22 protein-coding genes and 1 pseudogene are annotated in these 25,854 nt (G+C 36.5%); 5 read left to right on the plus strand and 18 right to left on the minus strand.

Going from position 1 to position 25,854, the window contains the following annotated elements:
• Positions 1 to 1,173, plus strand: a complete 1,173-nt coding sequence (locus tag ACQKNX_RS16645) for an FtsW/RodA/SpoVE family cell cycle protein (protein ID WP_340821059.1) — start codon at positions 1 to 3, stop codon at positions 1,171 to 1,173.
• Between the two features lie 56 nt (positions 1,174 to 1,229).
• Here the strand turns inward: ACQKNX_RS16645 and ACQKNX_RS16650 are convergent, their stop codons facing one another.
• The 12 genes from ACQKNX_RS16650 to ACQKNX_RS16705 form a co-directional block, all read right to left on the minus strand.
• Positions 1,230 to 2,210 carry an N-acetylglucosamine kinase gene (locus ACQKNX_RS16650; RefSeq protein ID WP_427429839.1) on the minus strand — a complete coding sequence of 327 codons (981 nt, stop codon included), beginning with the start codon at positions 2,208 to 2,210 and terminating at the stop codon, positions 1,230 to 1,232.
• A 12-nt stretch (positions 2,211 to 2,222) separates the two neighbouring features.
• Positions 2,223 to 3,224 (minus strand): asparaginase, encoded by a 1,002-nt coding sequence (locus tag ACQKNX_RS16655; RefSeq protein WP_427429840.1) that lies wholly within the window; start codon positions 3,222 to 3,224, stop codon positions 2,223 to 2,225.
• Positions 3,225 to 3,242: 18 nt separating this feature from the next.
• A complete protein-coding gene (locus ACQKNX_RS16660; protein ID WP_427429841.1) occupies positions 3,243 to 4,391 on the minus strand; it encodes an ROK family protein in 1,149 nt (382 codons plus the stop codon).
• A 14-nt stretch (positions 4,392 to 4,405) separates the two neighbouring features.
• On the minus strand, positions 4,406 to 5,287 hold the full coding sequence (locus ACQKNX_RS16665; protein WP_427429842.1) for a sugar phosphate isomerase/epimerase family protein: 882 nt from the start codon (positions 5,285 to 5,287) through the stop codon (positions 4,406 to 4,408).
• Between the two features lies 1 nt (position 5,288).
• Entirely contained in the window at positions 5,289 to 6,347 is a 1,059-nt protein-coding gene (locus tag ACQKNX_RS16670; protein ID WP_427429843.1) for a Gfo/Idh/MocA family protein, read from the minus strand.
• A gap of 12 nt (positions 6,348 to 6,359) precedes the next feature.
• Positions 6,360 to 7,238, minus strand: coding sequence for a sugar phosphate isomerase/epimerase family protein (locus tag ACQKNX_RS16675; protein WP_427429844.1), 879 nt, complete (start codon positions 7,236 to 7,238; stop codon positions 6,360 to 6,362).
• Positions 7,239 to 7,256: 18 nt separating this feature from the next.
• On the minus strand, positions 7,257 to 8,222 hold the full coding sequence (locus ACQKNX_RS16680) for an ABC transporter ATP-binding protein (protein WP_427429845.1): 966 nt from the start codon (positions 8,220 to 8,222) through the stop codon (positions 7,257 to 7,259).
• The gene (locus tag ACQKNX_RS16685) at positions 8,215 to 9,207 is read right to left on the minus strand and encodes an ABC transporter ATP-binding protein (protein WP_427429846.1); all 993 of its coding nucleotides are present in this window, start codon (positions 9,205 to 9,207) and stop codon (positions 8,215 to 8,217) included. The genes ACQKNX_RS16680 and ACQKNX_RS16685 overlap by 8 nt, the downstream gene beginning before the upstream one ends.
• A gap of 11 nt (positions 9,208 to 9,218) precedes the next feature.
• Positions 9,219 to 10,115 carry an ABC transporter permease gene (locus ACQKNX_RS16690; protein ID WP_427429847.1) on the minus strand — a complete coding sequence of 299 codons (897 nt, stop codon included), beginning with the start codon at positions 10,113 to 10,115 and terminating at the stop codon, positions 9,219 to 9,221.
• A gap of 13 nt (positions 10,116 to 10,128) precedes the next feature.
• Positions 10,129 to 11,052 (minus strand): nickel ABC transporter permease, encoded by a 924-nt coding sequence (gene nikB / locus ACQKNX_RS16695; protein ID WP_427429848.1) that lies wholly within the window; start codon positions 11,050 to 11,052, stop codon positions 10,129 to 10,131.
• A 65-nt stretch (positions 11,053 to 11,117) separates the two neighbouring features.
• On the minus strand, positions 11,118 to 12,701 hold the full coding sequence (locus tag ACQKNX_RS16700) for a glutathione ABC transporter substrate-binding protein (RefSeq protein ID WP_427429849.1): 1,584 nt from the start codon (positions 12,699 to 12,701) through the stop codon (positions 11,118 to 11,120).
• A 484-nt stretch (positions 12,702 to 13,185) separates the two neighbouring features.
• A complete protein-coding gene (locus ACQKNX_RS16705; RefSeq protein ID WP_427429850.1) occupies positions 13,186 to 14,538 on the minus strand; it encodes an aspartate aminotransferase family protein in 1,353 nt (450 codons plus the stop codon).
• Positions 14,539 to 14,997: 459 nt separating this feature from the next.
• Between ACQKNX_RS16705 and ACQKNX_RS16710 the strand changes: the two genes are divergently transcribed.
• Positions 14,998 to 16,569, plus strand: a complete 1,572-nt coding sequence (locus ACQKNX_RS16710; protein ID WP_427429851.1) for a PucR family transcriptional regulator — start codon at positions 14,998 to 15,000, stop codon at positions 16,567 to 16,569.
• A 143-nt stretch (positions 16,570 to 16,712) separates the two neighbouring features.
• On the opposite strand, the gene ACQKNX_RS16715 is transcribed toward ACQKNX_RS16710, so the two are convergent.
• Positions 16,713 to 17,504 (minus strand): carbon-nitrogen family hydrolase, encoded by a 792-nt coding sequence (locus ACQKNX_RS16715; protein WP_427429852.1) that lies wholly within the window; start codon positions 17,502 to 17,504, stop codon positions 16,713 to 16,715.
• Between the two features lie 646 nt (positions 17,505 to 18,150).
• Between ACQKNX_RS16715 and ACQKNX_RS16720 the strand changes: the two are divergent.
• From ACQKNX_RS16720 to ACQKNX_RS16730, 3 genes and pseudogenes are all read left to right on the plus strand, one after another.
• A pseudogene (locus tag ACQKNX_RS16720) lies at positions 18,151 to 18,318 on the plus strand (polysaccharide deacetylase family protein); the annotation flags it as partial.
• 74 nt (positions 18,319 to 18,392) lie between these two features.
• The gene (locus ACQKNX_RS16725) at positions 18,393 to 18,590 is read left to right on the plus strand and encodes a hypothetical protein (protein WP_427429853.1); all 198 of its coding nucleotides are present in this window, start codon (positions 18,393 to 18,395) and stop codon (positions 18,588 to 18,590) included.
• A gap of 704 nt (positions 18,591 to 19,294) precedes the next feature.
• The gene (locus ACQKNX_RS16730) at positions 19,295 to 20,464 is read left to right on the plus strand and encodes a pyridoxal phosphate-dependent aminotransferase (RefSeq protein WP_427429854.1); all 1,170 of its coding nucleotides are present in this window, start codon (positions 19,295 to 19,297) and stop codon (positions 20,462 to 20,464) included.
• Between the two features lie 57 nt (positions 20,465 to 20,521).
• On the opposite strand, the gene ACQKNX_RS16735 is transcribed toward ACQKNX_RS16730, so the two are convergent.
• The 5 genes from ACQKNX_RS16735 to ACQKNX_RS16755 all read right to left on the minus strand — a co-directional run bounded on the left by ACQKNX_RS16735 (position 20,522) and on the right by ACQKNX_RS16755 (position 25,823).
• Positions 20,522 to 21,373: a MetQ/NlpA family ABC transporter substrate-binding protein gene (locus ACQKNX_RS16735; protein WP_427429855.1), complete on the minus strand. Its 852-nt coding sequence runs from the start codon at positions 21,371 to 21,373 to the stop codon at positions 20,522 to 20,524.
• Positions 21,374 to 21,393: 20 nt separating this feature from the next.
• Positions 21,394 to 22,062, minus strand: coding sequence for a methionine ABC transporter permease (locus ACQKNX_RS16740; RefSeq protein WP_427429856.1), 669 nt, complete (start codon positions 22,060 to 22,062; stop codon positions 21,394 to 21,396).
• Complete coding sequence (locus ACQKNX_RS16745) at positions 22,055 to 23,065, minus strand: methionine ABC transporter ATP-binding protein (protein WP_427429857.1); 1,011 nt, start codon at positions 23,063 to 23,065, stop codon at positions 22,055 to 22,057. Before ACQKNX_RS16745 ends, ACQKNX_RS16740 begins: the two co-directional genes overlap by 8 nt.
• Before the next feature lie 248 nt (positions 23,066 to 23,313).
• On the minus strand, positions 23,314 to 24,513 hold the full coding sequence (locus tag ACQKNX_RS16750) for a glycine C-acetyltransferase (RefSeq protein WP_340826371.1): 1,200 nt from the start codon (positions 24,511 to 24,513) through the stop codon (positions 23,314 to 23,316).
• Positions 24,514 to 24,746: 233 nt separating this feature from the next.
• Positions 24,747 to 25,823 carry a nucleotide kinase gene (locus ACQKNX_RS16755; RefSeq protein ID WP_427429858.1) on the minus strand — a complete coding sequence of 359 codons (1,077 nt, stop codon included), beginning with the start codon at positions 25,821 to 25,823 and terminating at the stop codon, positions 24,747 to 24,749.
• Positions 25,824 to 25,854 lie beyond the last annotated feature (31 nt).

Here is a 25,854-nt window from a genome sequence, read left to right on the forward strand (position 1 = left end):
GTGAAACTGTTGCAGCTAAAAAAATTAGATAATAGTTTAGCAATTAGTCTATTATTGCTAGGAATTATTAGTTGTCTATTCGTACATTCTAGCAGTATCGCATTTGAACAGTATGCAAGCTTGTTTATTGTAAAGCAATTTATTTATTTTAGCCTTGGATTTTTAATTATGTACGGCGTTGCAACACTTGATATTGAACAACTTAAAAAAATAGGCTGGCCATTTTACTGGATGATCGTAGCCCTCACATTTGGCTTATTTATTGCTCCAGAAAGCATCGCTCGAACGATAAATGAGGCGAAATCTTGGTATCAAGTTCCACTATTAGGATCATTTCAGCCATCAGAGTTTTTGAAGTTTGCATTTTTAATTGTTGTCAGTAAAGTCATTGTTGCCCATCAAGCAAAATATGTACGCCCTTCCTTCCTATCAGATATGCGCCTACTATTTACGATTGGCATTATTACTCTTCCACCGACACTTGCTGTCTATAAGCAACCTGATACAGGCATGGTTATGTTATACATGGCGATGATCATACCGATGATTTACTTCTCAGGTATTCAAACTAAGTTACTCGTAATCTTTACAGCCATCCCAGTTTCAATTGTGACTGTTATTGCTACTCTTTATATAAAGTTTAATGATTTTTTTACAGAAAAGTTATTAAGTAAATTATCTGGACATCAGGTTTCTCGTATTTATGGATGGCTACAACCTTATGAATATACTGATTCATCTTTTCAGACTAGACAAGGCTTTATGGCCATAGGTTCAGGGGAGTTTATTGGGAAAGGCTATTTACACAATAATGTCTATGTCCCAGAAAAGCATACCGATTTCATTTTTTCTGCTATCGCTGAAGAAGTAGGTTTTATTGGAGGGGCCTTTGTTATTGCACTATTATTTTTTGTTATTTACCGTATTGTCCTTATTACAGTACAAGCAAAGGATCCATTTATGACACTTATGGGTGCAGGTATCTCCAGTTTATTAGCATTCCAAATTACGCAAAATATTGGTATGACAATTGGACTTTTACCTGTAACAGGAGTAACGTTACCGTTTCTAAGCTACGGAGGGAGTTCACTACTTTCAAATTTCATGTTGATGGGTATCGTCATGATTATCCATAACTCTTATAAGGGATATATGTTTAAAGTAGGGGATTAACAAATGCAAGTAGAGATAAGTACATACCATTCTCTACTTGCTAGGTTAATGGGGGATTAATTAGTTAAAAACTTTTTCATACTTGCATTATATTGATTGATAAATATTTTAGCTTCATTACTAGATAATTTTAATGCAGCTAAAGCGGCACCGCCCACTGGTAAGCTATAGGCACCCATGAAGTCATACTGATTACTATTCTTTTTATCAATAGCGACTAATTTTTCAATAAATAGCCTCAACTCATTAAAAACTCCTCCAGCTAGCACTACGTTGACACGCTTATTTGCAAACGGATTTTTTTTGTAACAAGCGTCTATACTTCGATAAAAAACATGGCATACCTGATCAATAATTGTTTTGGCTTCTTCATCACCACGTTTAGCGCATTCGATTGCTATCTTACTTAGAGGGGATATTGTATCACGTGGATGTCCTTCACCATACACTACTTCAATTATCTGTGGAACGGACTGTAATTGAAAATATTCTAATACTGCTGCTGTTAGGAGCGTTTCAGGACCTCTTTTATCAAATGCTTTAAATACCGCTTTTAATGTGCGAATGCCAATATCATAGCCACTGCCCTCATCATCAAAAATATAACCCCATCCTGCTGTACGCTCAATTTTTCCAGACGAATCTATACTGAGTGTAATCGCACCTGTACCAGAAATCTGTACAATACCAGGCTGTCCCAATGTTCCTGCATATAACGCGTTCAACCCATCATTCGAAAGTGATAGTTGACAGTCTTTAGGTAAAAGCGAGGATAATAATTCACGGGTAATTTTTTCATTATTATTTTCTGTTACTCCCGATAGTCCCGCATGGCACTTTGTAATATGTTGAAATTCGTGAAGTCCCTGTCTTTTTAAATCATTTATTAGTTCTATTATCGTCTCTGTAAATTGCTCCATGCTCATGGATGTGGGGTTACTTTTACCCGTTTCTGCTAGCGCCATAATTTGGCCATGACATGTTGAGATAGTTGCAATTGTTTTTGTTCCACCACCGTCAATTGCCAAAACATACAAGTGCCTTCACCTCTATACAATTTTAATTGTAGAAACAATTTCTCCTACCTCAACCCCCGCGTCATTACGCACAAATGAAGGAGACAATGCTTTAATACGCTCAATTGTTTCTATATTTGTATATTGAATTTGTTCCAATACAGAAGCAATTACATTTGGCCATGGACTTTCTGAGCCATTCATAATTTTCAAAGCAAAACTTACCCCTTCTTTCCTTAGAGCAAAACAGTATACGCCCTGTGCCCCGCCCTTCGCCACAATATTAGGATCCTTCAATAATGCCGTACAAATAAAGTTTTGAGATGCAATGATATCATTATGTTGATTCATAACTCCAGTAAGCTTTATTACTGCTTCACGAATCTGTTGATCATCAATTAATTCTGGTCGTGCTAGCTTTAAATAGGCTAATGCCATATTTTTTAGCGGAATCGCAAAGACCGGCGCACCACAGCCATCAATCCCTGTATGAATTTTCTCCACATCATATTCACTTAAATAAGCAATGTATTTTTTTATCATCTGCTGCAGTGGATGATCTGGATGGCCATATTGCTTAACATCATAGCCATTTGCTAGACAGGCAGTTAAAAATCCTAAATGCTTGCCTGCACAATTATGAAATAGTTTCCTCTTTTCAAAGCCCAGTTGAATATACTGTGTTTTAGGTTCCTCATTTAATGGATAGGATGCGGCACAAATTAACTCATTTTCATTAATAGGTATTTTTTCTAATAAAGAGACTAATGCCTCTTGATGATAAATTTCACCTCTTTGTGAAGCCAAAAATAATGCACTTTCTTTTGAAGTAATCCCGTACTTTTCTATAAAATCGGTCATAAAAATGGGAATGGCTTGAAATGGTTTTGCTGCAGAGCGAAAATACACAGGCTCATAATCTTGACCTACAGAGACGAATTCTTCCTTCGTTAGATTCACAGCACTCATTTGTCCATAATGCACATTTTCCATTAATCCTGAACGATACTCTTTTAAAAATTCTGCGTAAGCCACGAATGAACCAACCTTTCTTTAAACAGACAGCAACTGCTTTTGTGCTTGTAATGCCGCTCCTTTAACAACCCCTTCTTTTAATTGATTTGAAAACTGCAAATCAAAGGGTTGTAATTCCTTCCATATATACTGTCTACACTTTTCACTAAGTAATTTTTGAAATGTTACATTATGCTCAATAATTTCTCCACTGACTATGACAGCCTCCGGTTCATATAAACAAACTAGATTATTGATGGCAATAGCTAAAAATGTAGCTACATCTTGTTGAATATCGATTGCCCATTGCTCACCATGATCAACACAATGCAAAACCTCTTCTATTGATTGAATATTAAGATTTTTAGGCGTTCTTTTTAACAACGCTACTTCAGAAACATACATGGATAAGCATCCTCTTTTACCGCAATGGCATATTTCTCCAAATGGATTAATCGTGATATGGCTTATTTCTCCCGCTTTATTTTGAATGCCACGATAGACTTCTCCATTTAATAATATAGATGCACCTATGCCCGTTCCAATTCCGACTAAAATACAATTTGAATACAGTGGTGTATAAATATCACCAATTTCAGCATTGATTTGCATTTTTAATTCATTATCTACGATGACTTCACAACCAAAAATACAATTTAAATCTTCTTTTATGTGGCAGTTTTCCCACTTCAATTGCTCAGAGGAAACGACTATTCCTTCCTCGTTATTGATTACGCCTGGAATTCCTATCCCAATGCCTAGTAATTTATCTTGAACAATCTGATATTCCGTCATGATATTATCGATAGACTGTTTCAGTAGATGTAAAGCTTCTTCATATTGATGCCTGATGCTACATTTAACTTCCTGAAAGGCAATAAGCTTCCCTAAAAAATCTAATATACCTATCCGAATAGTAAAGCAATCAATTTCTATCCCAATAGTATATAAAGCATCTTCACGCATATGAATTAACGTAGGACGTCTACCAATGGCTGTTTCTTCCGATACCCCTTCTTGAATAAAGCCTTCCGCTTCTAGTTCCTGCACAATACGAGTAATGGTCGTAGGACTCATTTTTGTATATTTTGATAATTGAATTCTTGAAATTGGCGCCATCTGTCTTATTGCGTCAAGCACAATATATTTATTTTGCTTTCGCATCTGAACTTGATCTTGCTTTTTCAAAATCGATTCAACCCCTATTTAAACTTTTCTATAAAATGTACAGCTTCTTTGATGTCTTTTTCAGGATTTAATCTCACTTCTCGTTCAATAGTTAAATAGCCATTGTATCCGATTTCCTGCAAAGCTAAAAAATAAAGCTCGAAATGGACATCTCCTTGTCCTAATGGAAGTTCTCTAAAAAACTCTCCATTTTCCACCATTTCTTCTATTTTATCATGAGATGTTCCAGAATCGTATCCTAAGTACCCATACACATCTTTAGGGTTTGTTGGCTGTAGTTGAATACCATCTTTTACATGTGTATGTACAATATAATTCTTTAAAAGTTTAACGCCAGCTACAGGGTCATCATTCGTTACCATTACCATATTGGCTGGATCAAAGTTAACCGATACACCATTTGTCGATAGTTTATCTAAAAATCCCTTTAATGTTTTACTCGTTTCTGGACCTGTTTCAATCGCAAAGTACGCATCTAATGACGTAGCATATTGGCCTAATTCTTCACAGGCTTCCAGCATTGTTTTATAAATCGGATCAGTTTCATCTTCAGGAATAATACCAATATGGGTTGTAACAATGGATGTTCCCAAATCCTTGGCTAATTGCATAATTTCTTTCGATTTTTTTATTTTCCAGGCATTTTCTGTTTTATCTTGAAAGCCATGTCCTCCTAAATCTCCACACAATGCGGAGATTTCTAGACCTAACTCTGAAATGTACTGCTTCAATTCTGCTCTTTGTGCAGCATTTAAATTATCTGGGTCCAACTCACCTGAAACTGCATACATTTGTACTCCTTGTGCACCAACTTCTTTCGCCTTTAATAAACCTTCACGAATAGGCAAACGAAAGCTATCTACTATCACACCGATTTTATTGTCCAATTTCACCATTTTAATAAACAACTTCCTTTCCTTCAGTTGCAGAAATATAAATGCCCTCTAAAATTTTCATAATTTCTACCCCATCCTCCACCGGTGCAACTGAATCATATTGATAAAGGCAGCAGTCAACAAATGAATTGATTTCATTTTGAAAGGCTTTCGCAAAATCAAATGTTAAATCGTTAATTTGAGGATGAATATTTAAAATCGTATTATGCTCTTCACTGACAATTTTTAACTCAGGCTCTAGCTCTGCTCCACCGTTCGTTCCGTATAACTTAATACTGATTTCATCTTTAATAGCATGTAGTGTATAGGAAACGTCTACCATTAACGACGCGCCATTGTCAAATGTAATAAGGGCATTTGCTAAGTCTTCTACTGTATTTTTCGTAGCATCATAGTCTGCTGCCTTATAAAAGGATAAATTTTCAACATGATTTCTATTTCCTAATTGATTGTAAGTATGACCTGTTATCCGTTTCACCTTTGGTCTACCCATTAAATACCAGCATATATCAATTACATGTACACCTAAATCAATTAAAGGGCCGCCACCAGACTTATCGATTTCTGCAAACCAGCCGCCCGGATTTCCTAATCTTCTTAGACATGAAGCTTTCGCATAATAAATATCGCCTAGTTTGTTATCGTCGATGAAGCTTTTCAGTACTTTAGTATTTGTTGCAAACCGTCTAACATAGCCCACTTGAAATACTTTCTGATGCTTTTGTGCAACCTTTTGAATGTGTAAAGCCTCCGCATAGGTCATGGATAAAGGCTTTTCAATCAGCACATGTAAGTCATTTTCTAATGCGAGAATTGCCAATTCGGCATGCGTATTATTCCATGTACAAATACTTACTGCATCTATATTTTTGTCTGCGAATAACGCTTCCTTAGAAGAAAAAACATGAGTTGCTCCAAATTGAGCTGCTTTTGCCTTGCCTCGTTCAATAGAGGCATCGTACACGCCATATAGCTCAACCGCAGGATTTTTCATATAGGAGCCTAAATGATAATCGGAAATAGAACCTGTACCGATTACACAAACTTTTAATTTATTCATATTCTTCCCCCTTTAGAGCTTGCATTCGTCCCATAAGCGACGTACATTATCCATCCCTATTTTTGAACCAACTTGGCAATCTTCCATGCCTTCAAATTCCACTGTAATATAGCCATCATATCCACTGCCCTTTACGAGCTTAATAATTTCTCGAATATTTATATCGCCATGTCCGACAATAGCCCCTCTGATGTAATTGTTATGAACTGTACGGTACCATTCGCCCTCTCCTGGATTTTCATAATAAGGTCGAATATAAAAATCTTTGAAATGTACTGTAGCAGCATAAGGAATGTTTTTCATAACACCAATTAGAGGTTCTTCATCAATACATAAAAAATTTCCGATATCTAAAGTTGTTTTAAAGTTATCTTTGTTAACTGCATGTACTAATTGTTGTACACGATCACTTGTTTGAACATTAAAGCCGTGATTTTCAATCGTTGTCGTAATATTAAATTGTTTCGCGTAATCTGCAATCAACTGACAGCCTCTAACCATTGCTTCAAAATGTTCATTGTAATAATGAATAGTTGTCTGCTCCTTTGGCAAAGTAAAGAGCGTTACGTCATGGCGCATAATGTTAATGCCCATATGATGTACTACATCAACATGTTTCTTTAAGCGCTCAACTTCTACTAGAAAAGCTTCCTCCGTATCCTGAATAAAGTTTGCTGGTAACGAATAGGCAGATAACGCTAGTCCTAGCTCTGCTGCTTTTTCTTTAATTTGTGTTGCAAGTTCATAGTTATCTACAACAGTAAATTCATAAGGCACTAATTCAACATGCTGTCCTCCGTTGTCTGCTACCCATTGCAAAACATCTAGAACATTCATTTCCCCCTGCCTCATTTTTTTGACCATACTGTATGTGCTTAACCCTATTTTCATTTATGAACACCCTCTCTATTAGTTAACAAAGTGACATGCAACACTTTGCTCTTCGTTAATCTTTTTCATTTCCGGGACTGCTTGCTTACATATATCTGATGCAAGGGGACACCTTGTGTGGAAGGTACAACCACTTGGCGGGTTTTTAGGATTCGGAATATCACCAGTTAAAACGATCTTCTTTTTTCGTAATGTTGGGTCTGCTATCGGCACAGAAGCAATGAGTGCTTGTGTATAAGGATGCTTAGGTTCATTAAATATCGTTTCTTTTCGCCCGATTTCTACAATGGACCCTAAATACATAACACCTATATAATGGCTAATATGTTCTACAACACTTAAATCGTGAGAAATAAAAAGATAAGATATTTTATATTCTTGCTGCAATTGCTTTAATAGATTTAAAATTTGCGATTGTATAGATACATCCAACGCCGACACAGGTTCATCAGCAATAATTAATTTTGGTTTCGTTATTAATGCGCGTGCAATACCTAAACGCTGTCTTTGTCCACCACTGAACTCATGTGCATAGCGATCGGCATGTTCAGCATTTAATCCAACGACTTCAAGCATTTCAAGAACTAGTTTTTCACGCTCGGCTTTTGAAAGTTTTGAATGAATTTCTAAAGGCTCTCCAACAAGCTCCTTTACTTTCATTCTTGGATTCAATGAGGCATATGGATCTTGAAAAATCATTTGAACAGTTTGCCTTAAATGCTTTAATTCGGATTGCTTTGCAGTAGCTACTTCTTTCCCGCCCACAACAATACTTCCATTTGTTGGTGCTATTAATCTAGTGATTAACCTGCCTGTAGTAGATTTTCCACAACCACTTTCTCCAACTAGACTAAATGTCGTACCTTCTTCTATTTCAAAGGAAACATCTATGACTGCGTTAACATATTGCTTTTTTTGAAATAATCCACCTGCTGTTTGAAAGCTTTTTTTTAGATTCTCCACTTTTAAAATATTGTTAGGCATTTACTTTCACATCCTTTTTCGCGTATAGCCAGCAGCTACATTGCCGTGTAGCTGAAATTTCCACTGTCGGTGGACTCTCCTCATGGCATATGGACATTGCTTCATTACATCGTGGAGCAAATTTACAACCATTTGGCATATTTTGCGGGGATGGCACTTGACCATTGATAGAATCTAATATTTCTTTGTTATCGCCAATTTTCGGTACTGATGCAATTAAACCTTTTGTATAAGGATGCTTTGGGCTAGCAAACAACTCAAAGACATCTGCTTCCTCTACAACCTGCCCTGCATACATTACAACTACCTTATCGCACATTTCTGCAACAACACCTAAATCATGTGTGATTAATAAAATAGCTGTTTCATTTTCTTCCTTTAGCTTTTTCATTAGCTCTAAAATTTGGGCTTGTATTGTGACATCAAGCGCAGTGGTTGGTTCGTCAGCAATGAGTAATTTAGGATGACAGGCCATCGCCATAGCAATCATTACTCGCTGGCGCATTCCTCCTGATAGCTGATGTGGATATTCATAAATGATTTCCTCGGCTCTTCCTATACCCACACTTTTTAACATTTGGATTGCGTGATGCTTGCTTTCGTTCTTTGGCAGCTTCAAATGCATCTCAATTGCTTCCATTAATTGCTTGCCAATTTTTAAGACAGGATTTAAAGAAGTCATAGGCTCTTGAAAAATCATCGCCATTTGCTTGCCACGAATCTTCCGAATTGCTGATTCGGACATTTTCGTCAAGTCATGTCCATTAAAATGTATAGAGCCATTGACAATTTTGCCTGTAGTACCATGGAATAATTGCATAATGGATAACGATGTTAAGCTTTTCCCACTACCCGATTCTCCCACTAAGCCTAATATTTCTCCTTTACGGATGGAAAAATTGACACCCCTTAAAATCTTGATTTCCTTTTTATCACGTGTAAAGGACGTTTCTAAGTCAGTTACTTGCAATACATGTTCTGACATAGGCATTCTCCTTAATTATTTTTTATTTTTGGATCTAATACATCTCGTAATCCATCACCTATTAAGTTAAATGCTAGTACGGTTAAAAATATAGCAATGCCCGGCATGATGACTACGTGTGAAGATGTTCCTAAATAGTCACGCCCGCTACTTAGCATTACCCCCCACTCAGGCATTTCAGGGCTGGCACCTAAGCCTAAAAAACTTAAACCAGAAGCTGCTAAAATGGCTGTTCCTATTCGCATTGTGACAAAAATGATTAATTCATTCATGGTTTCGGGGAAAATATGTTTCCACAGCACTCTAACATGCGAAGCTCCCATTGATTGAGCTGCCTCTACGTATACATTCTCTTTTGCATTCAATGTAGCGCCTCTTACTAAACGGGCAAAAGATGGAACACTGAAAATCATCACAGCAATAATGACATTATTAATACCAGGACCTAATAAGGCTACAATGGCAATGGCTAACAATAAATCAGGGAATGAAAATAATACATCACAGCTACGCATGATTAATTTGTCAATCCATCCACCAAAGTAACCGCTAATTAAACCTAAAATTGTGCCTAGTATTAAGCCTAAAAATACGGCACTAAAACTCACCATCAAGGATATTTTTGCTCCTACTATTAGACGACTAAAAATATCTCGACCATACTCGTCCGTTCCTGCTAAATGACTTGCACTTGGTCCCTCTAATAAAGCATCATAATTCGGTTCGAAAGGATCGTACGGCGCGATATAAGGACCAATCATAGCGACTACAATTAACAATCCTATAAAGATACTTGCTACTAATGCAGCCTTTTGTTTTTTAAAAGACTTCCAAAATTCTTTAAGAGGAGAGTATTTTCTTTGTGTATTTTGCACTTGGCCATTTTGCACAGCAGTTGGTGAAGTCATGTTATTCCCTCCCTTAAGAATCTAATTGAATTTTTGGATTTAACACTGTATAAAGCACATCTACGGCTAAATTCACTAAAATAAATTCTAATGCAAATAACAGCAGTGCTGATTGAATAACTGGATAATCTCGAAATGCGATAGAATCGATTAAAAGTCGTCCCATTCCTGGAAAACTAAAAACGGTTTCCACTACGACCGATCCTCCTAATAGAAATCCAAATTGCAAGCCTGCCACTGTTACCACAGAAATCAAGGAATTTCTTAAAGCATGTGTCACAATAACGGAGCGCTCTTTCAATCCTTTTGCTCTCCCTGTTCTTATATAATCTGCTTGTAACGTTTCAAGCATAGAAGATCGAGTAAATCTAGCAATCATTGACATAATGCCAGCCCCTAAAGTCAAGGAAGGTAAAATATAACTAGAAAAGCCATCTAATCCACCTGTCGGAAATAACCCTAGTTGCACTGAAAATAATTGAATCAATAATAGGCCAAGCCAAAAACCTGGAATCGAAATGCCCGATACAGCCGTTACCATTCCAAAATAATCAGGCCATTTGTTTTTATTAATGGCAGAAAAAACACCAATGGCCAAACCCATCAATGTAGCCCAAAACATGGAAAGGAAAGTAAGTTGCAGAGAAGGCAGAAACCTTGTTTTAAACATATCAATGACAGGTAGTCCTGTTGTTAAAGATGTTCCAAGCTCACCCGTCACAAGATTTTTCATATAATCCACATATTGTTTAAGAATGGGTTTATCTAGACCCATCTCATGTCGTACATTTTCAACATCTTCTAGCGTGGCATCCTTACCAGCTACTAATCGTGCAGGGTCACCTGGTATGAAATGAATAAATAAAAATGTCAATATGGAAATGACAATTAAAATCGGTATCATTTCAACAGTTCTTTTCGCTATATATTTCCACACGGCACCTTCCTCCTTTCTATTTTTCAGAAAAGGAATTGACTAGCATCAATTCCTTTTACTGTGTATTACTCCACTTTGGCGTTCTTCACATCAAGTCCACCTGTAGGATTTACTAACACACCACTAACATTTGAGCGTACACCATATACAACCTCATCCACCCCTAAGAAAATCCAAGGCGTATCTTGATATACGATTTCCTGTAATTTTTCATATAGTTCAGCTTGGCGATCTACATCTGAGATGGAGTTAGCTTCATCCATTAATTGATCTGCCTCCGTGTTATTATAGTAAGCTGTATTTGCACCATTTGGCGGGAATGATACGCTATGGAAAAGAGGCTTTGTTGCATTCGTTATATCCGAAGCATAAGCTGACCAACTCACATACCACATTTGTAATTTCGCATCATCTGGTGTTTGTGCACCATAGATTTCATCTGATAAAGTGCCTTCTTCCATTGATTTAATTTCTACTTTTACACCGATTTGACCTAACTGTTGTTGAATAAACTGCATACCTTTCATCGTATCCGAGTTTGTGTTCCCCCAGATTTCAATATCGAAGCCATCAGGATAGCCAGCCTCAGCCAATAATTCTTTTGCCTTTTCAATATTGTGTTCATACATTTTTTGTTGCTTATAATAAACCGTTTTGGAAGGAATAATGGAGTCTAATGGTAACCCTAGCCCCGCATTCACCACTTTTATATAAGCATCTTTGTCCACCGCATAGTTAAAAGCTTGTCGAACTTTAATATCATTCAAAGGTTTTTTATAGGTATTTAATGAAACGTAGTGTGCAATTGTAGAAGGAACTTTATTAACTTCTACATCTTTACTTTTAGAAAGTTCATCGATATTTTGAGATGGCACTGGATAGATAACCTGTGCATCACCCGCTTTTAGCATCGCCACTCGTGATCCGTTTTCGGGTACTGGTTTATAGGTGATTTTAGAAACACGTTCTCCGCCACCCCAATAGCCATCAAAATTTTCAATTGTTAAATGGTCTCCTTGTACCCATTCAACAAATTTATAAGGACCTGTGCCGACAGGTTTTTTAGGTATATCTGCTAAATTATCTTTAATCATTTTTGGACTAATCATTTTTGCAACCCCGAAGCGAGTAATCATTGGTCCGTATGGTTCTTTTAAAGTAACTTTAATCTCATAGTCACCTAGAATTTCAACATTACTGATTAAGCTAAAACCACGAGAATACAAGCGTAAGCTTTCATCATTCATGATTCGTTCAATGTTGGCCTTTACAGCCTCAGCATTAAACTGTTCCCCGTCATGGAAAGTAACCCCTTCTCGAAGTTTGAATGTATATACAAGAGCATCTTCACTTATTGAATAATCATCAGCTAAAACCTTAATAATTTGTCCATCTGCATCGAAGCCTAACAATCCTTCTAGCATCGTCTCCTGTACAGAATTCGAATTAGTATCCCCTGTGTTATGCGGATCCATTGAAATAAAATTTTCATTTACAGCGATAACAAGTTCATTTTTTGAACTAGCTGTGCCCGATTCTGTAGTAGACTTATCCCCACTATTTGATGCGTTAGAATTGTCTTTCTCTGCGCATGCTGCTAAAAGCAACGTACATAGAATGACAAAAACCATTTTTTTAACATAATTCATCCCATCTTCCCCCTTTGTAAAAATATATAAAAATATTTCCTATAACCTAAAATAAGAAATATAATTACTAAAAACATTTATTTTCTCCACTGCTGAAAATAAATAGACAAAAAATAAAACTATATTTTCTTACGATTAGACAATTCAATTCAGGAAAGCCGTTGCTTCCTCAACTATCACAATTGCTGTTAATCAGAAAGTATAGTTCAAATAACAAGATGTATTTATTCCACTGCTGAAAATAAGTGATTAAAAAAATATTCCCTTCCAGGATATTGTTTTAATTATCAGAAAATTAATTATTTTTTACAACTATAAACTATGAAATCTAATATTTCCAGTGTTTTTTTAATAAAATTCAGAATTTTAAAATTATTATTATTAGGCTATAATAATTAACCTAAAGTTCATTTATGCTACAAAATGCCACAATAAAAGTTCTAAAAGCCTTTATTACACGGCTTTTAGAACTTTCATGAATAGTCTATAGCGTATTTAAACTATCGACAACCACATTTAGTATGCGGTCTAGATCTTCTTGTACAATATTAAGTGGAGGTGATAACGTTAAGACATTATTAAACCCTGCAACGGTAGCTCCATTTTTTCCGATGATGACACCTTTCCCTTTACATGCTGCAATGACAGCATTCACTTTTTCCAATGGTAAAGGTTCTTTGGAAACTTTATCTACAACTAATTCAATCCCAATCAATAAGCCTTTCCCCCGCACATCTCCTACATTTGGATGTGTGTTTAAAGCATTTTGAAGCGTTTGTAGTGTTTGAGCTCCCACTTCCTTAGATCGCTCAAATAACGCTTCTCGCTCAAGAATTTCAATATTTTTCAAAGCGACAGCACATGCTACAGGAGATCCACCAAATGTGTTGACATGGCGGAAATAACCGTATGCATCTGTTCCTGTAAATGCCTCATAAATTTCTCTTTTCACTGCCGTTGCTGACAGAGGTAAATAAGCACTTGTAATACCTTTAGCCATCGTTATAATATCAGGCTTCACATCATAGTTCATAAAACCAAATGGCTCCCCTGTACGTCCAAACCCGCAAATTACTTCATCGACAATCATTAAAGCCCCATGTTTTTTACAGACTGCCTCAATGCCCTTCATATAATTTTCTGGAGGCATGATAACACCACCACCTGTAATAATTGGTTCTAATATCATCGCGGCAATGGTATCGCCGAGTTCCCAAGTCATCATTTTATCGACGGCTTTTACACTCGCTAAGTCAGTTGGTGCTATCGAGTCATTTTCTGGTTCACGATATTGATCTGGCGGCGCTACATGAATAAAACCTGGTGATAGCGGTTCATATTTATATTTTCGTTCTGCTTGCCCAGTCGCAGCTAAAGCCCCAAACGAGTTTCCATGATATGCCCGATAACGTGAGACAATTTTATAGCGCGTACTTTCCCCTTTTTGTTGATGGTATTGACGCGCTATTTTAAATGCCGTTTCATTTGCTTCAGAGCCGCTATTCGAAAAGAAAATGACATAATCACCGCCAAGCATTTGGTTAATCTTTTCTGCTAATTCAACAGCGGGTAAATGGCCTTGTGATAGAGGCGCATAAGCATTTTTCATCATTTGCTCATGTGCAACATCCGCTAATTCTTTACGCCCGTAGCCTACATTTACACACCATAACCCTGCCATTGCGTCAATGTATTCATTACCTTCTGTATCAACGATTCTTGCACCATCCGATTTTTCTACAACATATGTGGCTTGCGGATTATAAGGCTTCATTGAATGCCAGACATACTGTTCATCTTTTTTTAATACATCACTCTTAAGATTTGTTTGAACCATTTACATGCACCCCTTTAATTATATTAAGTACTATTATTGAAGCAGCTTGAACTGTTCCACCTAATGTAATTTGGTATCGCTATAACTTGGAAAGGCAACTAAACCTGTTGATGTTTCATCTTCCAACGTTCAAAAATGTATGTTATTTAGTCAGTCGGTTACATTGACTTTATGTGCTGCACGCCACTTCCTGTAAACATCAAAACTCCATTTCCAAGCATGGTTGTTATTTGTGTCACCCCATTTGATTGAATTGTTTCTTACAAAAATTTTACATCTTCTAACAAGGCAATGTAATAGACATTCTGTATAATTCTATGATTTTGTTTTTAACATAATGTAAAATAGAATAAATAGTTTTTAAAAAGTATATGACGTAAATTACTAGCTAAATTATCACTTTTCACTTATGAGTCCATAATTCCCATATGCAATACGAACTTTGATTGGAGGGCTACGATGAGTCAATATAAGCTTCAGGTAAAGGATGTATTAGAGAATGCACACTTTAAAAGCGCCGAGGTCGTTGCAGGCAAGGATGGGTTATTACGCATTGTAAAGTGGGCACATGTTATTGAAATTGTACAGGTTGATAATTTCCTAGCCGGGGACGAATTAGTTTTAACGACGGGGATTAGTTTACAGCATATTGAGGACTTTACCTTTTTCGTAGAGTCTCTAATTGAAAAAAACTGTGCAGCACTTTGCATAGAATACGGCACTTATTTACAAACAATACCAGAATCTATTCTTTCACTGGCTAACCGCCATGACTTCCCAATCATCGTTTTTCATGAGACAGTGCCTTTTGTTCGGATTACACAGGATTTACATAGCCAAATCATGAACCAACAATATTTTATGATTTCTTCCTTAGAAACTTACTCACAAACTTTAAACAAAAACGCTCTTTTAGGACAAACTGTTGATGACATTTTGCAAACCCTTTATCAAGCGTTACGTACACAAATCATTTTTTCTATTAAAGATCGGGACGCTATCTTTTACCCAAATATGCCCCTAGCGAAAAGACAGCATTTATTAAAGATGCCAAAATCAGCAACACAATTTAAACATGAGCCTATTTTTATTGTCGATCAGCATTATGCGGATTTAACCATTTATCGAGCAGATGGATTATTCTCAGAATTTGAATTACTTATTTTAGACCGTACGGCGACTGCACTAGCACAGCTTTTAATGCGTGAATTTTATATAGAAGAGAAAAGAGATATTGAAGATGCAACGATTTTAGCGGATTGGATCGATCACAAGCTGACGAAAGAGGAAATCTTTAAATTTATTGTGTCCCATCATTCTAACTTTACTTATTATAGTAGCGCGGTGTTTATTTTATCTTCACCTTATACAATCATGAAGGTACAAGAAGATATTGTGTATAGCAAGCTTTATTATCGAAATCTATTTGAACAAAATGGTTTCATCCCCTTTTTATTCGAAAGGAAGAGCTATGTTATATTCATCCTACTCCATACAAAAGATTGTAAAGCGAGTCGCGAATTATTAAATACGCTAATTTCTACGCTCCAAAAAACGGATTTTTATAAAAAGCAATTGTCGCAAGGGTATCAGCTAGCTATCGGTAAGGTTGTTTCGGATGTCGAGGAAATTCCGAAGAGCTATCAAACAGCTTTGGAAACATTATATATTTGTCGTAAAGTTCAAACGACATCGTTTTTTTATGATGACTTGCACTTGTACCACCTTATTTACAAATTACAAATGCAAGTGGATTTGCAAGAAGTCATTCAAGATTATTTACAGCCTGTTATTGAATATGATAAAAAATACAACAGCAAACTGTTAGAAACGCTCAGAGTTTATTTACAAACGAATGGCTCAAAACAACAAACTGCCAATCAATTGTTTATTGTACGGCAAACACTTTATCATCGTCTAAAGAAGCTTGAAAGTTTGCTAGGCGAAAATTTTATGAAAGGCCACAATCGTATTACACTTGAGTTTATGTTACTTGCCAGTTCACTAATTGAAGATAAAACGCAAAATTGAGTAGATTTCTTAAAATTGTTTGAGTGCCTGGCACTTAACGTAAAAATCCACTTTGATTTTCCGCGCAGCACTTTGTAAGCCGCGGAAGTCTTCGTGGATTTTTACTTGGATATAGAATTCAGAATTGTTTGTGTGCCTGGCACTTATTTCTCAACAACGCCGCTATACAATTCAGGTCTACGGTCATCATAAACTGGAATTCTTCCTCGTACTTCATCGACAATTGAAAAATCAACATCAATAACCGCTACTTCCTCATCTTCTGCACCAACCCATAATACTTCTCCCCAAGGTTGAATAACCATGGATTGTCCATTGAAGTTTTCTACCTTGTTGGCAATACGATTAACAGCAATGACAAAGCATTGATTTTCAATTGCACGTGCCTGTAATAATGTTTTCCAATGATCAATACGAGGTGTTGGCCATTGTGCTGGCACGAATAGCACCTTTGCACCATCTAATGCATGAGCACGTAACCATTCTGGAAAACGAATATCATAGCAAATAACACCCGCCGCTTCAATATCCCCTATTGCAAAGCGGTTCATTTCATCACCCGCTTCTAAATAGAGATGTTCATCCATCAAACGGAATAAATGTGCTTTACTATATTCGCCAACTTGCTTTCCTTCGTTATCAAACGTATACATCGTATTGTAAAATTTATCGCCCTTCTTCGTTGCGACAGAGCCCCCCACAATATGTACACCAAGTTCGATTGCTAAGCCTTGTAGAAACGCCTTTGCTCGCTCTCCGTCTGTATCTGCAAGTTCAGCTAATCTTTCAAGCGCGTATCCAGTATTCCACATTTCCGGAAGTACAATAATTTCCGCACCTAAACTTGCGGCTTCGCGTATTTTTTCTTCAGCTCTCGCGAAGTTTTCTTCTACTTTTCCAAATCTTACATTTAATTGAATACAACCTATTTTCATTTTTAATTCCCCCATTAGTAAAAAATAGTTTTATATTTCAGGATATAAGTAATTCCAAGCACTCCCAAAAGCGTTTAGCTTACTACATAACATATTTCTATCATCTATTATATCACTGAGTGATCTTAGCTAGTCGATGATATGAAGGGAAACCTTCTCCAATAACTAAATTCAGCTATGTTCATCATTTAAAGTCTCATTCATTGTTTAGAACACTATAAATATACATATTTATCGTTTAATGACAACATTAATCAATACTGATATACTTATTACATACATAGAATGAATAAAAATCGTTTTCTAGGCAAACCCTTTTAACTTTATAAGAATCTTAATCAAGAAGGAAGGTATTATTATTTATGGACAGCGCATTTTTAGTTTTTTTACCTCTCTTAAGCTTATTAATCTACATAGCTCCAGTTGTTTTTATCATTTGTTTTCTGCTTAAATTTCTTAAAATACAACAAGAGCAAATACAAATTCTTAAAAGTATTTCTGATAAGTTAGATAAGCGATAAAAAAAAGATGGGAATTCCCATCTTTTTTATTTTTCCGATTAACTCCCTTAGACTAGAGGGAAAGCAGCTTTCGAATTGAATTATAAACTGTATTAAAACTTAAACGGAAAGAAGGTTTGTTATGAAACAAAGTGAATTATGTGAAAGAGAATGTTACACCTGGTTCGATTATTTTAATCCACCCAATGTATGATAAAACTGATAAAGTACTTGAAACAATTGAAGGCATTTTACAAGACCTTTCAAATGAGGGCTATACATTTGTTACTGTGAATGAACTTCAGGATTTATAAAACATGTGAGATAGCTTAAAGAGACTAAATTTAAACTAATGTCACTCATTCGAGTGGCATTTTTAGGAGGTAAAATGAAATATATAAAGGGGTTTTTAGGATTCATAATGATAACTTTTGGTAGTATGCTCATTGCTATCACCATTGATGATGTTCTGATTAAGAATATTCTTTTAAGAATAATTGGTGCATTCTTTGTTTTCATTGGAGTTGATACATTACATAGACAATTCCATCCTCATAAGTACAAAAAAGACCAAGGCAACAATTAGACGTATTTTTAAAAATAACCCTCACAAAATAAATTAGAAAAGGGAGAATCCAAATAAAAAAATTAATATCTATACTTTTATTATTAACATTCCTTATAGGTTGTTCTAATGAATCAAATGAAAACTTATTTAATGCTACAAGTATTTCCACAAGTAAATTTAGTAAAAATGATGATTATTACATTGTTTCCGATTTAGAGTATTTAGGGGAAAAGTCTGCAACAATTGAGAAAATTGAAATTGTAAAATTTGACGAAGGAATTGACGAATACATATTAATAAATGAATTTAATTATTCTTTTTTTATAGGGGATAAGTATTCACGTATAGGTGTTCATAAAAACTTAGAAAGAATTGGTGGCAATGTAAAACCAGCAGAAAACTCTATTATTAATAAAGATAATATGCTTAAGCTAATATTAAAAATCAATACGAAGTCTAATATAACAAAAAGTGATAATCGCTATATTAGAATTAAGTACATTATTGATAAAGAAACGAGAGAAGAAGTGCTAAATTCAAAAACTGTTAATTACCTTGAAACCGCATTAGATTAGATAAAAACCTTTAAACCCACTCTTTTTAGTCTTATTCTTACGTTTTTTACCCTTGATAAAGAAAGACTATAGACAATCTATTGAAAAAGTAATAGTATTTGCAACATATCTATAATAATTATTATATTCTGAAAAAGGTGAACATACATGGAATTATCTAAAAAACTACAGCAACTCCCTACTCAATTTTTTGCAGCACTTGTACAAAAGGTCAATGCAGCACTAGCGGAAGGACGCGACATTATTAATCTAGGACAAGGCAATCCCGACCAACCGACTCCTCCACACATTATTAAAGCACTTCAAGAGGCAGCAGAAAACCCACAGCACCATAAATACTCCCCGTTCCGTGGCATTACTGAATTACGCCAAGCTGCAGCTGCGTTTTATAAACGTGAATACAATGTGGATATTAATCCTGAGACAGAAGTAGCCATTCTAGGCGGTACAAAAATTGGACTTGTGGAATTACCAATGGCCGTTTTAAATCCTGGCGACACAATGCTATTACCTGATCCAGGGTATCCAGATTATTTATCTGGTGTTGTTTTAGGTGACGTGCAATATGATGTGATGCCTCTTTTTGCGGAAAATGACTTCTTACCTGACTATAATGCGTTGTCTGATGATGTAAAAGAAAGAGCTAAGCTTCTTTACTTGAACTACCCGAACAATCCTACTGGTGGCACGGCAACACTTGAATTTTTTGAAGAAACAGTACGCTTTGCTAAAGAGCATCAAATCATCGTATCACACGATTTCGCCTATGGTGCGATTGGCTTTGATGGCAATAAACCAGTGAGTTTCTTGCAGGCAGACGGTGCTAAAGATGTCGGCATTGAACTGTATACATTATCAAAGACTTATAATATGGCTGGCTGGCGCATCGGTTTCGCAGTCGGAAATGCTCAAATTATAGAAGCTATTAATCTTATTCAAGATCATTTATTTTGTAGTCAATTTCCTGCCATTCAGCAGGCAGCAGCGGTCGCTTTAACTTCTTCCCAAACTTGTGCTCAGGAACTTAACGCGACATATGAGCGCCGTCGAAACGTCCTAATTGAAGAAGCACAGCGTATTGGTTGGCAAGTAACAGCTCCAAAAGGTTCGTTTTTTGCATGGCTCCCTGTTCCATTAGGTTACACAAGTGAACAATTTGCCGATTTATTACTTGATAAAGCTGATATTGCAGTAGCTGCTGGCAATGGCTTTGGACAGTTCGGCGAAGGCTATGTACGTGTCGGTTTACTTGTTAGCGAAGAACGCTTACGCGAAGCTATTGGCCGTATTGAAAAGCTCAACCTTTTTAAACGATAATTTACTAATAGAAAATAAGAAGCACTCGCCATATGACGAGTGCTTCTTGTTTCTTTATTATTTACGATTTTCCATCCACTCTGGTTTACCAAAGCCTTTGAAGTCAGCATCAATTACTTCTTCAAATTTAGCCGATTCTACAATTTCAACTAGGTCTTTTGATAATTGTGAATCTTTGTTATCAGCCTTGACCGCAATAACGTTACGGAATTGGTCAGGCATGTTTTCTAAAAATACCGCATTTAGTAAATCTAGCCCCGCTGCTAAAGCAAAGTTACCAGGTACGCCAGCTAAATCAACACTCTCTACTGTACGTGGAAGTGCCGCAGCCTCGATCGGTTGGAATACTAAATTTTTGTCATTTTTCACAACATCTTTTTCTGATGCTTTTAATTCTTCGATGCTAGGGTCAATCTCGATTAAGCCTTGCTCCTGCAATGATAATAATGTACGTGCTGCATTTGAAGGATCGTTGGCAATTGCCACTGTTGCGCCATCTGGAATTTCATCGATTGATTTATATTTGTTTGAGAAAAAGCCCATTGGTGCTGTTGGTACAATAATTAATGCTTCTAAATCCATGTTGTTCTGCTCTTCGAAGTTTTCTAAGTATTTCGTATGCTGGAATAAGTTCGCATCAATATCGCCATTATCTAAAGCTTTGTTTGGTTGCACATAATCACTGAATTCTACTAAATCAACTTTGTAACCTTTTTCTTCAAGCTGTGGAATGATTGCTTTTTTAAGCATATCACTATAAGGACCTGCTGTTGCACCTAGTTTAATAGATTTGCTTTCCCCTGCTGCATCTGAACCCTTTTTTGAATCGGATCCTTTGTCGCTTGAACCACATGCTGCTAAAACGACAGCAAGAATGATTGTTAAAAATGCTAGTAATGATTTTCTCATCTTCTCTTTCTCTCCTCTTCTTATCTTTTATCAATTGATTTTGCAAACCAGTCGCCAGCAATTTGTATCGCTTGCACGAGCAAAATTAATATCGCAACGGTAGCAATCATAATTGTATTATCATATCGATAGTAGCCGAATCGGATAGCTAAATCACCGATACCACCGCCACCTACTACACCTGCCATCGCAGAGAAAGCAACTAAACTAATTACTGTGACTGTCATTGCTTGAATGATGCTTGATTTTGCTTCGGGAATTAAAACATCTTTAATAATCATCCACGGTGTTGCGCCTACCGCTATTGACGCTTCAATAACACCTTTATCAATTTCTCGTAATGATGTTTCCACTAATCGTGCAAAAAATGGAATGGCTGCAACCGATAAGGAAACACTTGCTGCAATCGGCCCAATTGTTTGTCCAACAAGTAATTTCGTTAATGGGAATAATGCGACTAATAAAATGATGTATGGAATCGATCGAATAAAGTTCACCGCAAAGCCGAACACACTTTTAATTAAACGATTTTCCCAAAATAGCCCCTTATCCGTGACAAATAATAAAATACCAAGCGGTAAACCTACCACGATCGACACAGTTACCGAGATGCCAATCATAATAATCGTTTCCTGAAAGGCTTTCAATATATCCGGAATCATCTCCATAAAATGCGTTACATCAAACATGCTGAACCACCTCCACAATAGCACCACGTTCGGTCATATAAGCAACAGCTTTCTCTAACTCACTTTGCTCACCTTGTAGCTCCATTAAAAAAATACCAAGTGGTCGTTCTTGTATGTATTCGATCGTGCCATGAAGGAAATTTCCTTTAACGTAAAAACGTTGCATTGTGTCTGCTATAACGCCTTCACCTGCTACATTTCCTTTAAATAAAATTTTGACGATTTGACCATGTACATCTTTTAAAATCGTTTCCGGAATATCAAACGATACAACACTACTAATAAACTCCTGTGTTAATACTTTTTGTGGGCTAGCGAAAATATCATATACTTCGCCTTCCTCTATGACTTTACCATCTTGCATTACAGCCATACGATTGCAAATTTCCTTCACTACATCCATTTCATGTGTAATAAGAACAATCGTAATACCTAACTTACTATTAATTTCCTTTAACAGTCGTAAAATGGACACGGTTGTTTTAGGATCGAGTGCAGATGTAGCTTCATCACAAAGTAACATCGCTGGATTGTTTGCTAAAGCTCGTGCAATTCCTACTCTTTGCTTTTGACCACCACTAAGCTGCGCAGGATAAACATCCCTTTTTTCTGCCAAATCGACCATTTTAAGCAATTCGTCCACTCTTGCAGGAATATCTGCTGCTGGCATATTCGCTGCCTTTAGGGCAAAGGCTATATTTTCGCCTACTGTTTTTTGGCTTATTAAATAGAAGTGTTGAAATATCATCCCTATTTTTAAGCGAGCTAAACGTAGTTCATTTCGTGATAGCTTTGTTAAATCCTTACCATTAATTAATATTTCACCGCTAGTAGGTCGTTCGAGTAAATTTATACAACGTAAAAGCGAGCTTTTGCCAGCTCCCGAATAACCTACTATTCCGAAAATATCGCCACGATTAATTGTTAAGGATACATCATCTACACCGACAACCTCTTTTTTCTTTGAGCTATAAACTTTTGATACATTACGAAATTCGAGCATTTTGTTCTCCTTATTCAATTATTCAATAGCAATTATAACCTACTATTTCAATATGCTTTATAGAATAGTTCGAATTATGTTATTTGTCAATCTCTTTTGACAATCTATCATATCACCGATTATTTAATTTCCGATTAAATGGTTATAACTTTAGCAATATCTCGAATTTTCGCAGTAAAACTATACGTAATATAAAAATAAAAGAAGGCACTTCCTGTTCAATTTGAACAAAAAGTGCCTTCTATTCCTTATTGAATTACGCCTAATTCACGACCTACTTTTTCATAAATCGCCAATGCATTGTCTAGCATTTCTTTTGTATGAGCTGCTGTCGGCATATTACGAACACGACCAGTGCCTTTTGGAACTGTTGGGAAAACGATTGATTTTGCATAAACGCCTTCCTCAAATAAGCGACGGGAAAACGCTTGTGTCAGCTTTTCATCACCAATAATACATGGTGTAATAGGTGTTTCAGATTCACCGATATTAAAGCCTAATTTCGCTAATCCTGCTTTTAAATAATCGCCATTGTCCCATAGCTTATCATGTAGTTCTGTTGAATCAATAAGCATTTGTACTGCTGCAGTAATAGCCGCTACATCACCTGGTGGTAACGCTGTTGAGAATAAAAATGGACGAGAACGGACTTTCAACCAGTCAATCAGATTTTTCTTGCCGGCAACATAACCACCGACTACACCAATTGCCTTTGAAAGTGTACCGATTTGGAAGTCGATTTCTTTTTCTAGACCGAAATGTTTTACAGTGCCCTTCCCTTTACCTGTAACACCTGATCCATGTGCATCATCGACATAAGTAATTAAATCAAACTCTTTCGCAATTTCGACGATTTCCGGTAGTTTGGCGATATCCCCATCCATTGAGAAGACACCATCTGTAATTACCATCACTTTATTATACAAACCTGATTCTGTAGCTTCTTTTGCTTTTGCGCGTAAATCGTCCATATCGGAGTGATTGTACGCAATGATTTTTGCACGCGATAAGCGGCATCCATCAATAATAGATGCATGGTTTAATTGGTCTGATAAAATTGCATCGTTTTTATCCATAACAGCTGAAATAGCCGCCATATTACAGTTAAAACCTGATTGATAGGAAATAGCTGCTTCTGTTCCTTTAAATTCTGCAAGCTTTTCTTCTAATTTAACATGCAGATCAAGTGTGCCGTTAATTGTACGAACAGCACCTGCACCTACACCATATTTTTCTGTTGCTTCTTTAGCAATTTGCTTTAATTGCTCATTTGTTGCTAAGCCGAGATAGTTATTAGAGGAAAGATTAATAAGATTCTGACCTCGAACTTGAATAACTGGCCCATTTGCGCCTTCTACTGCGTCAATTTCATTGTATAAGCCTTGATCACGTAAGGCTTGTAAGTTTTCATCTAAAAATGCATTTAGTACTTTTGACAAGAGTATCATCCTTTCTACGATTAGTTTTGACTCGGCGTCATAATATTCGGATTTTAATTTATGCATGCATCCTACAATTCAAAATCCAAGGCTTCTGCCAGAGGCATTGTCTTCATTCAGCTTGCTGTTGACATCCATGCAAATAAGGGGTCATTTGCATCAATTTCGCTTTAGCAAGTAGCTATTGAATAAAGATCGACTAGTCTACTCATAGTGTAGCATAAGCAACCAATTAGAATAAATTACTTTGCTAATCTTTCAAATAAAGGAGCCGTTTTTTCACGCCAAATTGCAGTCGATAAACATTGATCCATTAGCTGGCGAATTGTTTTCTCCGCTTCTTCATATCGCGTTGTATAGCCGATTGCATCTTGCATTGCACTTTTATAGTTCACGCGGATTTCTTCAATTTGAGCTTCCGCTTCCTCGGACAAAATACAATGTTGCCCCATATCGAAAATTTCATCCCCTAATCTTCCATCCTGTGGCTCAAATACATGTGGTTCTGTACTATCAAATATACAAAAGTTTAATTCTGGAACGATGACCATATCCACTGAACCAGCATCTAAGCCACACCAAACAATTTGCGCATCTAGCCCTCTTGCATTTGCCTCGTCAGCCAATCCTTTCATTAATGAGGATTTCCCTGTACCTGGCTTGCCTTTTATCATCAATCTTTTCGCTAAATTTTTCGTCATGCTATCCACTGTATTTTCTGCTCCGCGAGGTGTAAGTGTTCCTAATAGTCGATGTGTCCGTCTGCCTGTTTTATTTAAAACGATGGATTGAAAAATATTCGACTTTAAGTTGGTAACTTGTTCATCTAACGCTTGCCAGTTCATGCAACTTTGCGTAACAATCTCCCAGTCATCATGTATTTTCTTTGCAATTTCAAGCATTGTAATACACTTCTCGCGCCACAATTCTCGCTCTTTTATTGCAACGGCTAGCTTTTGGCCAATCTCTTCAAGTCGGTCTTCTTCTAAGCAATCATAAAAGGACAGCACACGATGCTTCGTACCAAATAAAGTTGGTTCAATCCCCCACTGTGAAGACCACACATAGAGTCGGTTACAGCCTCGAATAAATACTCCCTCTATTACGTTCTCTAACAATGCGTGTTGAAACCACTCTACCGCAAAGCCCTGTTTTACATAATAATAGCCGAGCTCCTTCAGAAGTTCTGATCCTTTATATGTTGATGGGCCTTGCAGAACGTAAACTAGTTCCGCTTCATCCATCATTTCTTTATATAAATGTTTAATTCCTTGCCCAGTAAGTGCGTGTCCAAAGTAGTAGGTCACATTTCCGTTCAAAGTCGCTCCCCCTTTTTTTATGCCATGACAT

The sequence above is a fragment of the Lysinibacillus sp. NPDC093712 genome (genome assembly GCF_050280025.1).
In the GTDB taxonomy this organism is placed as follows: Bacteria; Bacillota; Bacilli; order Bacillales_A; family Planococcaceae; genus Lysinibacillus.